This window comes from uncultured Litoreibacter sp. (genome assembly GCF_947501785.1).
In the GTDB taxonomy this organism is placed as follows: Bacteria; Pseudomonadota; Alphaproteobacteria; order Rhodobacterales; family Rhodobacteraceae; genus Litoreibacter.
In genome coordinates, this window is record NZ_CANMXB010000001.1 from 2,773,734 (window position 1) to 2,786,132 (window position 12,399).

11 protein-coding genes are annotated in these 12,399 nt (G+C 61.9%); 5 read left to right on the forward strand and 6 right to left on the reverse strand.

Annotated elements, in window-relative coordinates:
• Window positions 1-172 precede the first annotated feature (172 nt).
• From Q0899_RS13780 to ilvD, 5 genes are all read right to left on the reverse strand, one after another.
• Window positions 173-2,197: an NADPH-dependent 2,4-dienoyl-CoA reductase gene (locus Q0899_RS13780; RefSeq protein WP_299193503.1), complete on the reverse strand. Its 2,025-nt coding sequence runs from the start codon at window positions 2,195-2,197 to the stop codon at window positions 173-175.
• 151 nt (window positions 2,198-2,348) lie between these two features.
• On the reverse strand, window positions 2,349-2,723 hold the full coding sequence (locus Q0899_RS13785; protein WP_299193505.1) for a hypothetical protein: 375 nt from the start codon (window positions 2,721-2,723) through the stop codon (window positions 2,349-2,351).
• Window positions 2,724-2,734: 11 nt separating this feature from the next.
• The gene (locus Q0899_RS13790) at window positions 2,735-3,508 is read right to left on the reverse strand and encodes a DUF6478 family protein (RefSeq protein ID WP_299193507.1); all 774 of its coding nucleotides are present in this window, start codon (window positions 3,506-3,508) and stop codon (window positions 2,735-2,737) included.
• Window positions 3,509-3,600: 92 nt separating this feature from the next.
• Window positions 3,601-4,314: a hypothetical protein gene (locus Q0899_RS13795; protein WP_299193509.1), complete on the reverse strand. Its 714-nt coding sequence runs from the start codon at window positions 4,312-4,314 to the stop codon at window positions 3,601-3,603.
• A 3-nt stretch (window positions 4,315-4,317) separates the two neighbouring features.
• Entirely contained in the window at window positions 4,318-6,051 is a 1,734-nt protein-coding gene (gene ilvD, locus Q0899_RS13800) for a dihydroxy-acid dehydratase (RefSeq protein ID WP_298361107.1), read from the reverse strand.
• A gap of 138 nt (window positions 6,052-6,189) precedes the next feature.
• On the opposite strand from ilvD, the gene Q0899_RS13805 reads away from it, so the two are divergent.
• The 5 genes from Q0899_RS13805 (at window position 6,190) to Q0899_RS13825 (ending at window position 11,146) form a co-directional block, all read left to right on the forward strand.
• Entirely contained in the window at window positions 6,190-6,990 is an 801-nt protein-coding gene (locus Q0899_RS13805; protein ID WP_298294909.1) for a tetratricopeptide repeat protein, read from the forward strand.
• A 64-nt stretch (window positions 6,991-7,054) separates the two neighbouring features.
• Entirely contained in the window at window positions 7,055-7,945 is an 891-nt protein-coding gene (locus Q0899_RS13810) for a type II CAAX endopeptidase family protein (RefSeq protein WP_298294911.1), read from the forward strand.
• A 6-nt stretch (window positions 7,946-7,951) separates the two neighbouring features.
• Window positions 7,952-8,872 (forward strand): CPBP family intramembrane glutamic endopeptidase, encoded by a 921-nt coding sequence (locus tag Q0899_RS13815; RefSeq protein ID WP_299193511.1) that lies wholly within the window; start codon window positions 7,952-7,954, stop codon window positions 8,870-8,872.
• Between the two features lie 55 nt (window positions 8,873-8,927).
• Window positions 8,928-9,875, forward strand: a complete 948-nt coding sequence (gene accD / locus Q0899_RS13820) for an acetyl-CoA carboxylase, carboxyltransferase subunit beta (RefSeq protein WP_298294915.1) — start codon at window positions 8,928-8,930, stop codon at window positions 9,873-9,875.
• A complete protein-coding gene (locus tag Q0899_RS13825) occupies window positions 9,872-11,146 on the forward strand; it encodes a folylpolyglutamate synthase/dihydrofolate synthase family protein (RefSeq protein WP_298294917.1) in 1,275 nt (424 codons plus the stop codon). Before accD ends, Q0899_RS13825 begins: the two co-directional genes overlap by 4 nt.
• Window positions 11,147-11,272: 126 nt before the next feature.
• Here Q0899_RS13825 and zapE read toward each other — a convergent pair whose 3' ends face one another.
• Complete coding sequence (gene zapE, locus Q0899_RS13830; RefSeq protein WP_298361113.1) at window positions 11,273-12,343, reverse strand: cell division protein ZapE; 1,071 nt, start codon at window positions 12,341-12,343, stop codon at window positions 11,273-11,275.
• Window positions 12,344-12,399 lie beyond the last annotated feature (56 nt).

Consider the following 12,399-nt stretch of genomic DNA (forward strand, 5'->3'; position numbering starts at 1 on the left):
CTTGACGTTTGCAGGAGTGTATTGCGGCCAAATGGGGCAGAACCGTGAACTACATGCGACGATTCAGGGGTTTCAATGCGGATTGGTTATGGCATGGAAACGACGAAACAAGCGTTTCCCTGTGTCGATAGCGGCCCTGCGGGGCGGAGTATTTTTGCCAAAACGAAGCAGGCTACAGCGTCGCCGCAAGCCTTGTTCCTTGGTCGATGGCGCGTTTTGCGTCCAATTCGGCAGCCACATCCGCGCCCCCGATCACATGGGGCGTGACCCCTTTTTCGATCAAAGCATCGGCCAGCGAGCGTTCGGACACCTGGCCTGCACAAAGCACGATTGTATCCGCTTTAAGAACACGCGGGTTTTCCCGCGCCTCCCCATCCGAGACATGCAAACCTTCTGCGTCGATACGCTCGTAGTTGACGCCGCCGACCATCTGCACGTTCTTCAGCTTCAACGCCGCACGGTGAATCCAGCCGGTGGTTTTGCCCAGCCGTTTGCCCAGCTTTTCCGACTTGCGCTGCAACAGGGTCACCTGCCGCACAGGTTTCTCGGGTTGCGGGCCTTCGGGGGCCAAGCCGCCGCGATGGTCTTCGGGGTCCGTCACCCCCCATTCTTCCAGCCACTCCTCAAGGTTTTCGGTGGGGCTGTCGTCGGTCACCAGATATTCGGCCACGTCAAACCCAATACCGCCTGCGCCAATAATCACGACGGTGCCGCCGGCCGTGGCCCTGCCTTGCAGCAGATCGCGGTAACCCACCACGTTGGGACCGTCCTGGCCGTCAATCTGCGGGTCGCGCGGCATGACGCCGGTCGCAATGATAACCTCGTCAAAACCCGCCAGATCGTCGGCGGAGGCCTCAGTGTTCAGCCTCACCTCGATATCGCTGTCGTCCAGCATGGCGCGGTACCAATCCACCAGCCCCCAGAACTCCTCTTTGCCGGGCACTTGTTTGGCCATGTTCAGCTGCCCGCCAATTTCCGCCGCGCGGTCGATCAGCGTCACCTTGTGGCCGCGGCCAGCGGCGGTCAGCGCGGTCGAAAGCCCGGCAGGGCCCGCGCCCACGACGGCAATGGTCTTCACCTCAGCGGCAGGCTCAATCGTCAGCTCAGTCTCGTAACACGCCTGCGGGTTCACCAGGCAAGAGCTGATCATGCCCGAAAACGTATGGTCCAGACACGCCTGATTGCATGCAATGCACGGTGCAATCTGCGCGCCTTTGCCCGCCGCCGCTTTCGCCACGAAATTGGGGTCAGCCAGAAACGGTCTCGCCATGGAAACCATGTCGGCGCAGCCATCGGCCAGCACGCTTTCGCCAACCTCCGGCGTGTTGATCCGGTTCGAGGTGATCACCGGGATCGAAACCTCCCCCATCAGCTTCTTGGTCACCCAGGTAAAGGCCCGACGCGGGACCGAGGTGGCTATGGTCGGAATGCGTGCCTCGTGCCAGCCGATGCCGGTGTTGATAATGGTGGCGCCCGCTTTCTCGATCTCTTTGGCCAGTAGCACAACCTCGTCCCAGGTTGACCCGCCAGGGATCAGGTCAATCATGCTCAACCGGTAGATGACGATGAAATCGTCGCCCACGGCCTTGCGCACCCGTTTGACCACCTCAATCGGCAGCCGCATCCGGTTTTCGTAGGACCCACCCCAGCGGTCCTCGCGCTTGTTGGTGTGGGTGACAAGGAACTGGTTCAGGAAGTATCCTTCCGACCCCATCACCTCGACCCCGTCATAGCCCGCCTCTTGCGCGCGCGCGGCGGCGGTCGCGATGTCGGCGATCTGCTTCTCAATCCCGTCTTCGTCCAGCTCCTTCGGCGGGAAGGGCGAGATTGGCGACTTGATAGCCGAGGCCGACACGCATTCTGGCCCATAGGCGTAGCGACCCGCATGCAGGATCTGCATCGCGATCTTGCCGCCTGCGTCATGCACCCGGTCGGTGACCACTTTGTGGTTGGCGATGTCGTCGTCGTTGAACAAACCAGCCGCGCCGGGAAACACCCCGCCTTCGCGGTTGGGGGCCATGCCGCCGGTGACCATCAGGGCCACGCCGCCCCGCGCGCGTTCGGCGTAAAATTCGGCAACCCGGTTCCAGTCTTTGGTTTCCTCCAACCCGGTATGCATCGACCCCATCAGCACGCGGTTCTTCAACGTGGTGAATCCAAGGTCGAGCGGGGCAAGCAGATGCGGGTAGGTGGTCATCGGGAATCCTCCAATACTCGCTCCAATCTGACGCAACTTGACGCGCACGTCACGCTAAACGCGGCGTCATCTTTCCATGTTCAAAATATCCCGGGGAGCGCGAGGGGCTGGCCCCTCGCCGTAGCGATTGCCGCAAGGCAAGCGCAAACCCTCAAGACGTTTCCACGCAATGCCGCCGGAAGGCTTTCTTCAGCATGTCCAGCTCGGCGCGCAGAAGGTCAATCTCGCCGCGCAGGTCGTCGTCCAGCGGCTCGCCCGCGATGACGGTGAAGCTGTCCAAGGTGGTGTTGGACGCCTGGTCCACCAGCAGGAAGGTTTGTATCCCGTCGGTCAGAATGTCGGGGGGCAGGGACAGCACCACATTCCAGGTGGCGGCCGCGTCTGGGTCGGGGGTCAGCACCAGCTCCCCCACGGGCTGCTCGTTGAGGAACGCGCCGAGCTCCGGGTCGTGGCCGGCAGGGGCGGTCAGAACCCCCTCGTAGTGGCCCGCGTGAATGCGCGTCTTGGTAAGCGTCAGGTCGGCCATGGTCAAACTCCTCAGAAATCCGCACGCGGTCGGCGCGAGAAGGTGACGTCGCGCAGGTTGATCTCGTTCATCTCCGGTCCCTCAAAGATCAGGTCCATCCAGATGCGCTCCAGCCGCTTTTCGCTGATCTTTGTATGGGCAAGGTCAAACTCGACAATCATCTCGCGGCCGTCCAGCGGCAGCTCGCGGACCACCTGCTCCACGTTGGGGCCGTATTTGATGTTCAGCCGGGCGAAAATCTCCAGGCTTTTCTCGATTTCAACTTCGGTTTCCACTCGCAGGATGTGGTTGCGCTGCAGCCCGTCCACGGCGCTGTCGGGCAGATCCAGCACAAGGCTCAGGAAGGAGCCGTCAAATTTGAAAACGTCCATGCGCAGGCCAAAGGGCGCAAGGTCGCCGTCGCGGGTGTTGCGGACCTGCCGTACAGTCAGCTCCGAGATGGAGCAGTCGTGGTACAGCGTGGCCGAATTTCCGATGCGGGTGCGGCTTTCAACGGCGGCAAGCCCCACTGGCGAGATCGGGCCGCGCCACAGCTCGGGCCGGTACGCCCAGTCGGATTGCGCGGGCTTTGGGATGGCGTTGGACCCAACGCGGGGCAGGGTCAGGCGGCCGTCGGCAATGTGGGTGACAAGGTCGACGCGGCGGCGCATTTGACGGGCCTGGCTGCGCATCTGGCGCAGCAGCGACAGGTCCAGCTTTTCGGCGTCGCGCGCAGCTGCGTCCCAGCGCGCAAGGCTGCGGGTATGCAACCTGCGTCTGATAAACTCTCTGACCCGGTCCAACATGTCGCGCGCAACACCCTAAAATTCCACCAAGAAGCGGTAGCACTGTTTCTATATTGCAAACAATGGTTTCAAGGAAATAAACGGCGCGCTGGTCAGCCGCCTGTGGGTTTTGCGCCAGCATCCGCGGTGATTGTTTTGATGGGCTTGCGGTTGCGACCGACGAAGCCGCGCAACGTGTCCAGCCCCTCGGCGCTGGTGATGGGCGCGTTGGTGAACCCTATCACGGAAATCGCAAGGACCGAGCTGCCGGCGTCGAAATAGGCCCGCCAGTAGCTGTCCTCCGCGCCGTCAAAGCTGGTGGGGCTGGTGTCTTTGACCCGCAAGAACAACGTGCCGCGCTCGGTGAAGCCGTCCAGCACGGTGACGGTCTCGGCCTTGCGGGTGCGGCTCAATGCGGCGCGGCCGTCAGCGGTGCGGAAAAACGCGTTCAGCTTGGCCACTTGCGGGGCGACGGCGCCGTCGCCGGTCAACCCGCTGCTGGTCACGGTGGCGGTGGTGATGGCGCGCACATAGGGCTGCGGCTCCTCGGGGTTGCCGGTGATGGCGGCGCAGTTGCCAAAGACCACAAAGGCCTGCGCCTGGGTGGCGCGGGTCGATTGCGGGTCCACGCAAAACCCGTCGGGGGCGGTCAGGCGCACCTTGTTGCGGGTGACCGTGGCCTCGCGCTGCCCAACGGCTTTGGACACAGCGGGTTTGCCATCTGCAGCCCCACTGCCGCCGGCGAGGCCCGCCAGTTCTCCTTCGCAGGCGGCAAGCGCCAGGCTTGCTGCCAGTCCGAGGCAACTCTTTAACCAAACACCTGCCATCGTTCAGAGATCCATATAGACGTGTTTCTCTTTCGCGCCGCCGGGGTGGGTGCACGCGCCGAACTTCGCGCGGCCCACAAGCTGCGCATATTTCCACAGCGCGCCAGAGGCGTAGATCGTCTCCCGCGCGCCTTTCCAGTTGGCCTTCCGCTCTGCCATCACGTCATCGCTGACATCGATGGAGATCGACCCTTCGCGCGCGTTCAGGGTGATCACGTCGCCATTCTCAACCATCGCAATCGGCCCGCCATGCGCGGCCTCGGGGCCGACATGGCCCACGCAGAACCCGCGCGTCGCGCCAGAGAACCGCCCGTCGGTGATCAGCGCCACCTTCTTGCCCATGCCTTGGCCTGACAGCGCTGCCGTGGTCGCCAGCATCTCGCGCATGCCCGGCCCGCCTGCGGGGCCTTCGTTGCGGATCACGATCACTTCGCCTTCCTCATAGGCGCGGTCCTGCACCGCCTGGAACGCATCTTCTTCGCATTCAAACACACGGGCCGGGCCGGTGAAGGTCAGCTGTTCTTCGGTCATGCCCGCAATTTTCACGATCGCGCCGTCCGGGGCCAGGTTACCTTCCAGGCCAACCACGCCGCCGGTCTCGGAAATCGGCGTTTCAATCGGGTACACCACGCGGCCATCGGCCTTGGAGGACACTTTCTCGATCTCCTCGCCGATGGAATAGCCAGACGCGGTCATGCAGTCGTCATGGATCAGTCCCGCCTTGCGCAGCTCTTTCAGCACAACCGGCACGCCGCCCGCCTCATAGAGGTCCTTGGCCACAAATTGCCCGCCCGGTTTCAAGTCGACGAAATACGGCGTGTCGCGGAAAATCTCGCAGACATCTTTCAGCGTGAATTCGATCCCCGCCTCATGCGCCATGGCAGGCAGGTGCAAACCGGCATTGGTCGACCCGCCGGTGCAGGCCACAATGCGCGCCGCGTTCTCAAACGCTTCGCGGGTGCAGATGTCGCGCGCGCGGATGTTCTTGTCGATCAGGTTCATGACAGCCTTGCCTGACGCCACGCCGTATTCGCCGCGCGACTCGTAAGGCGCAGGCATGCCGGACGAGTTGAACAGCGCCAGACCAATCGCCTCAGACACGCAAGCCATCGTGTTGGCGGTAAACTGCCCGCCACACGCACCTGCAGATGGGCAGGCCACCCGTTCCAGCACCGCCAATTCGCCTTCCGACATGTCGCCCGCCTGATAACGCCCCACGGCTTCAAACATGTCCTGAACGGTGATGTCCTTGCCCTCGTGCTGGCCCGGCAGGATCGACCCGCCATACATGAACACCGACGGGGTGTTCAGCCGGATCATCGCCATCATCATCCCCGGCAGCGACTTGTCGCAGCCCGCAAGGCCCACAATCGCGTCGTAGCAATGCCCGCGCATGGTCAGCTCGACCGTGTCGGCAATCGCTTCGCGCGACGCCAGAGAGGACCGCATACCCTCATGCCCCATCGCAATCCCGTCGGTGACGGTGATCGTGGTAAATTCACGCGGCGAGCCTTGGGCTTCCTTCACCCCGCGTTTGACCGATTGCGCCTGCCAGTTCAGCGCGATGTTGCACGGCGCGGCCTCGTTCCAGCAGGTGGCGACGCCCACAAACGGCTGGTCAATCTCTTCCTGCGTCATCTCCATCGCGTAGAAATACGACCGGTGCGGCGCACGCGCCGGACCTTCGGTGACGTGGCGGCTGGGCAGATTGGTCTTGTCGGTCTTGTTCGCGGTCATATTGGCCTCCCGTAAAGCGTTGCAAAGGGGAATAAAGGCCATGTCTCCAAGGCACAAGCGCCAGTTGCGTCCCGTGCTGGCAATCGGGCGCGGCATGGGACACACTCTCATCATTCAACTGGCAGAGGCGTACCTTTCATGTTCAATAAACTATTTGGCAAGAAAGCCGCTGAGCAGCGCCAACCCGTTGATCCCATGGTCGAGGCGGAGCAGCAGTATCAGACCCTCAAAGCCGAACGTGGCCCCAGCGATCCTGATACGTTGCAGGCGCTCTTTGCCTATGGTCAGGCCCTTAACGGCAGGCGGCATTTCGAGCAGGCGGAACAAGCGGGCCGCGAATTGCTCACCACATTCGAGACGGAATTCGGCCCAGACCACCCCAATGTCGGCTACGGGCTGGACGTCATGGCCACGGCGCTTGCCGGTCAGGAGCGGCGCGAAGAGGCTCTAACACACCGCAAACGCAGCGTTGAGCTGCTGCAAAACCACTTCGGCCATAACCATGAAATGACCCTGCAACGGGCCCGCATTCTGGCCGTTGATCTGGTCGAGGCGGGCCAGGTCGATGAGGCGCAAAAGACGCTGGACACCTACATGCCGTCCGCCATGGAAATCCCGCCGCTTTATGCCGATTACATGGACACCAGCGCCTTCGTCGCCCAAGCCGCTAACGGCCCCGAGGCGGCAATCCCCATCCTCGAAGCGCTGATCGACTTCTTCAGGCAACATCAACAAGACAGCACCGCGCAATACGCATCAAAGCTGTTCAACCTGTCGCAAGTCTATCTGCAGGCCGACCGCAAACTGGACGCGCTCAATGCCTCAAGCGAGGCAGGGATGGTCGCGCTAGAAACCTACGGCCCCGACCACCCCGCGGCGCAAGACATCTTCAGGTTCCAAACCGATCTGCGCGAAGCCAGCGAACGCGGCGAATTCTGACCGAAAACTGCCACATTGCCCCCTTACCCAAAGCCCAAACCTAGCAAGAAAGCTGCACCGCCCCATGCGCACGCCACAATTCGAAGAGTTCATCGCCCCCGCGCGCCACTACCCGCAAATCTGGCGGATCATCGTCGGCATCCTCGCCCTGTTCGGTGCCTACATCATTCCTATCATGGTGGGCTTCGTGCTGGTGGGTATCTTCCTGCCTGCCGCCGCGTTCAACTTGCAGCTGGCGCTGTCGGAACCCGTTACCCCGGCGGCCATGTTCATTCTGCTGGGGACGTTCCTGTTCATGGGTCTTGGCGCGGTTGCGGCTGCCGCCGTCCACCGCCGTGGCCTTGCGTCCCTTATCGGTCCGTTCCGCCCCGCGTGTCGCAACTTTACCCGCTCGGTTGGTCTGTGTTTGCTGATCTTTCTGATCTCCGGCGCGGCGGTGTCGCTGATTTTCCCCGACGCGCCGTTGCCCAACATGCCACTCACCACATGGCTGTCCTACCTGCCCCTCGCACTGCCGCTCTTGCTGATCCAAACCGGGGCGGAGGAGCTGGTTTTTCGCGGCTACCTCATGCAGCAGCTCGCCGCGCGGTTCAAAAGTCCCATTGTCTGGATGGGTATCCCGACGGTGCTCTTTGGCCTCGCCCATACCGACCCGACCATCGATCCCAAGCTGACGGTGCTGATCATCTGCGCCACCGGCCTTTTCGGTCTCGCTGCCGCCGATCTGACGCGGGTGACCGGCAACCTCGGCGCCGCCATCGGGTTCCACTTCACCAACAACTTCTTCGCGCTGTTTCTCGTCTCCATCGCGGGGGAGATGTCGGGCCTGTCGCTCTACCTCGCGCCATTCACGATGGACGATGTCGACACGCTGATGCCGCTGATGGCGGTCGATATGGTGGTGGTGGTCATCACATGGATGCTGCTGCGCCGCTGGCTCAGACCGGCAGGGTAACGTCGCATGTGGCGCACGCCCGAGTTTGTGGAATTCATCGCCCCCGCGCGTGCCTTGCCTGCGTTCTGGCGTATTGCGGCGGCGCTGGTTACCGGCTTTCTGTTCCAGATCTTCGCCGCTGTCTTTGTCATCGGTATCATCGGTGTGCTGGTGGAGGGCGGTTCAACTGCAGGCGCGGAGCCTAACGGGATCAGCGACTATTTCGACATGATGTCGCGGGGCGACACGCCCTTTGCAGTGGCGCTGGTGCTGGGCAGCTTTTTCGCCAGCATCGGCGCCGTGGTCATCATGGCGGCGTGGCACAATCGCAGGGTCGAGACGCTGTTCGGCCCGCGCCGCAACTTCGGGCTCTATTTTGCAAAAGGGGCGCTGGTGGTTGTCGGCCTCTACGCGATCTTCGCCCTTTGTGGGCTGATCTCAAACGCTCCGCCCTATGTGCCCAACCTGCCCTTTGCGACGTGGTTGCCGCATATGCTGTGGGCGCTTCCCCTTTTGATGGTTCAGGTCGGCTCCGAGGAGCTGATGTTTCGCGGCTACCTGCAGCAGCAACTCGCGGTGCGCTTTTCCCATCCCTTCGTCTGGATGGTGCTGCCCTCGGTGCTGTTTGGGTTGCTCCACTATGACGCGACTTATGCGTCGCCGGCGGTGACGTGGGGCTATGTGTTTTGGGCTGGGGTCTTCGGGCTGCTTGCCGCCGATCTCACGCGGGTCACGGGCAATCTGGGCGCGGCCATCGGCTTCCACTTCGCCAACAACTTCTTCGCAATCATGGTCTACGGTGTGCCGGATGATCTGGGTGGGGTGGCACTGTACCATTATCCGTTCGGCAAGGCGGATATCGGGTTCAGCCTGGTCTGGACGCTGCGCGACATGTTGTATCTGTTTGTGTCCTGGGCCGCGCTGCGCCTGTGGCTCAGACCATCGTGATTGCATTTCGGATGAGCGCCGCTTATCTCAAGAACAACATGGAAATGAGGCCGCAATGAACTGGATCTCCAACTACGTCCGCCCGACGATCAACTCGATCTTTTCCCGCCGCGAGGTGCCGGAGAACCTGTGGACCAAGTGCCCGGAATGCGGAACCATGCTGTTCCACCGTGAACTCAGCGACAACCTGAACGTCTGCTCCAACTGTGACCATCACATGGTCATCACCCCGCGCGAACGCTTCAACGGGCTGTTCGACGGCGGCATCTTTACTGAGATAAAGGTGCCCGAACCGACCGCCGACCCGCTGCATTTCAAGGATCAGAAGAAATACCCCGACCGCATCAAGGACGCCCGCAAGAAGACTGGCGAGCAAGAGGCGATGCTGGTGGCCGAGGGCGAGATTGACCGCACCCCCATTGTCGCCATTGCGCAGGATTTCTCCTTCATGGGCGGGTCCATGTCGATGTTCGTAGGCAACGCCATCATCGCCGCCGCCGAACGCGCGATCATGCTCAAACGCCCGCTCATCCTGTTCTCGGCCGCAGGCGGCGCGCGCATGCAGGAAGGCATTCTCGGCCTGATGCAAATGCCGCGATCCACCATCGCGGTCGACATGCTGAAAGAGGCGGGGCTGCCCTACATCGTGGTCCTCACCCACCCCACAACCGGCGGCGTCACCGCGTCCTACGCGATGCTGGGCGACGTGCATATCGCCGAACCCAACGCGCTGATCTGCTTTGCGGGCCCGCGCGTCATCGAACAAACGATCCGCGAAAAGCTGCCCGAAGGCTTCCAGCGCGCCGAATACCTGCTGGACCACGGGATGCTGGACCGGGTGACCCACCGCCGCGACATGAAGGAAGAGCTGGTCACCATCACCCGCATGCTTCTGGGGCTTGATCCTGCGGTAAAGGGCGATCTGCCCGCGCCGCCGCCTGATCAAATTTCCTTGCCGGACGAGACCGAGCAGGACGCAGAAACGGCGGACGCGAAAAAGTGACGACGCAGTCCAGCGATGCCATCCTGGAGCGGATGATGGCGTTGCATCCCAAGGTGATGGATCTGGTGCTGGACCGTGTCTGGCTGCTGTTGGATCGCCTCGGCAATCCCCAAAACGACCTGCCCCCGGTGATCCATATCGCGGGCACCAATGGCAAAGGCTCGACCCAAGCCATGATCCGCGCGGGGCTCGAAGGCGCGGGCAAAACCGTGCACGCCTACACCTCCCCGCATCTGGCACGGTTTCATGAACGTATCCGGCTGGCTGGGGAGTTGATCTCCGAGGAGTATCTCACCGAAATTCTCGACGAATGCTACACCGCCAACAAAGGCGAGCAGATCACCTATTTCGAGATCACCACCGTCGCCGCGCTGTTGGCCTTCAGCAGGGTCAAAGCCGACTACTGCATTCTCGAAGTGGGCCTCGGCGGCAGGCTTGACGCGACCAACGTGGTCGACAAACCAGCGCTCACGATCATCACCCCCGTCTCCTTCGATCACCCGCAATTTCTGGGCAACACCGTTGCCGAAATCGCGGGCGAAAAGGCGGGCATCCTCAAGAAGCAAATTCCGGCCATCATCACCCGCCAGCCCGACGACGCGATGGAGGTGATCGAGGCAAAGCTGGACCAACTCCACGCCCCCGCCCTGATCCAGGGCCAGCACTGGGATGCGTTCGAAGAACGCGGGCGTCTGATCTACCAGGACGATCGCGGCCTGCTCGACCTGCCGCCCCCCGCACTCATGGGCGCGCATCAGTTCCAAAACGCTGGCACCGCGATCACCGCGCTGCGCCACTTGGGCTTCGACGAAGACGCCTGCACCGCGGCCGCCACGCAAGTCACCTGGCCTGCCCGGATGCAGCGCCTCAGCTCCGGCCCGCTGCTCGACCGCGCGCCAGAGGCGGAGTTTTGGCTCGACGGTGGCCACAACGCCGCCTGCGCCGAAACGCTCGCGGAATCGCTGCAGCGCCTGCCGAGGCGCCCGACCCATCTGATCTGCGGCTTGATGAACACCAAGGACGTCGCGGGCTACATGGCCCCCGTCGCAAAACACGCCGCCAGCCTGCACGCCGTTTCCATCCCCGGGGAGGTCAACACGCTCCCCGCCGAAGACACCGCCAGGGCCGCCACTGACGCAGGCATCGACGCGCGCGCGGCCAAGGATGCGGAAACCGCCACGGACCTGATCATCGGCCAGGACCCGCAAGCCCGCATCCTGATCTGCGGCTCGCTCTATCTGGCAGGTCGGATTCTGCAGACCCACGCCTAGCTTCGTTTTGGCAAAAATACTCTAATCTGATCTGTCATCTCACGCGTTAACTTTTCCGTGGCGCGGCACGCTGTCACGACGGGCTGTGTACGCGGTGTGTACAGGGTGTGTACGCGGGATTTGGGGTTAACGCGCCACCCAGTCGGCGCTTTGCATCTCGCGTAATCGCGACGCGGTGCGCTCAAATTCAAACACGCCTTCGCCCTCCAGATACAGCCGTTCCGGCGTGTCTGCAGCGGTGCAAATCAGGGCGACACGCGCCTCGTAAAGCGCATCAACCAGCGTCACAAAGCGCTTCGCTTCGTTAAAATTATTGCGCGATAACAAAGGGATATCCTCCAGGATCAAAACCCGGACCGCATCCGCAATCGCCAGGTAATCTGCGGCTCCCAAAGCCGTGCCGCACAGCGAATAGAAATCTGCCCGCGCCACCCCATTGCTGAACGCAGGCAGCACCACATCGCGGCTTTTCACCTTCAGATTGAGCGGTGCAATATCATCTCCGGCAAGCCCAGCCCAAATCCCCTCAACAGCTTGCTTAGCCTCTGAATTTGCAGGGGAAAAATAGACTTTTTCCCCCGCCAACCGGTCTTGGCGGTAGTCGGTTTCGCTGGCCAATTCATGCACCAAAAGCCGATCCTTGATCAGCTCGATAAACGGCAAAAACAGGTCCCGGTTCAGCCCGTCCTTGTACAAATCATCCGGCACCCGGTTCGACGTCGCCACCACCACCACACCCGCCGCAAACAGCTTTTGAAACAGGCGTCCGACGATCATCGCATCGGTAATATCGGTGATCTGCATCTCGTCAAAACACAGCAACCTGACGTCCCTTGCCAGGTCCTCCGCAACAGGCGCAATCGCGTCGTCTACACCTTTTTTGCGGGCCTCGTTCATCGCGGCGTGGATCTCTTGCATGAAGGCGTGAAAATGCACCCGGCGCTTGCGCTTCTCTGGTGCCACCTCGAAAAAGAGGTCCATTAACATGGACTTACCCCGACCCACCCCGCCCCAAAGATAAAGGCCACGCACGGGCACCTGGTCACTTCCGAACAGTCCCAGAAACTTCTTCTTGCTGGTGGTGTTGCCCATCTCCGTCAGCACGGCATCGAGCAATGGGATCGCGGCGACCTGCGCCAGATCTTCGGTTAAATCTCCCGACTTAACGCGGGATTCATATGTGTCTTGTAAGAGCATATCCGCGCCATCATTAGAAACAGTGATCCCCAACCGCAACATTGCTGAATTGACCC

Coding starts and splice junctions, on each gene's coding strand:
- Q0899_RS13780 (WP_299193503.1), bottom strand. CDS start 2,197: ATGACCACCTACCCGCATCTGCTTGCCCCGCTCGACCTTGGATTCACC.
- Q0899_RS13785 (WP_299193505.1), bottom strand. CDS start 2,723: ATGGCCGACCTGACGCTTACCAAGACGCGCATTCACGCGGGCCACTAC.
- Q0899_RS13790 (WP_299193507.1), bottom strand. CDS start 3,508: ATGTTGGACCGGGTCAGAGAGTTTATCAGACGCAGGTTGCATACCCGC.
- Q0899_RS13795 (WP_299193509.1), bottom strand. CDS start 4,314: ATGGCAGGTGTTTGGTTAAAGAGTTGCCTCGGACTGGCAGCAAGCCTG.
- ilvD (WP_298361107.1), bottom strand. CDS start 6,051: ATGACCGCGAACAAGACCGACAAGACCAATCTGCCCAGCCGCCACGTC.
- Q0899_RS13805 (WP_298294909.1), top strand. CDS start 6,190: ATGTTCAATAAACTATTTGGCAAGAAAGCCGCTGAGCAGCGCCAACCC.
- Q0899_RS13810 (WP_298294911.1), top strand. CDS start 7,055: ATGCGCACGCCACAATTCGAAGAGTTCATCGCCCCCGCGCGCCACTAC.
- Q0899_RS13815 (WP_299193511.1), top strand. CDS start 7,952: ATGTGGCGCACGCCCGAGTTTGTGGAATTCATCGCCCCCGCGCGTGCC.
- accD (WP_298294915.1), top strand. CDS start 8,928: ATGAACTGGATCTCCAACTACGTCCGCCCGACGATCAACTCGATCTTT.
- zapE (WP_298361113.1), bottom strand. CDS start 12,343: ATGCTCTTACAAGACACATATGAATCCCGCGTTAAGTCGGGAGATTTA.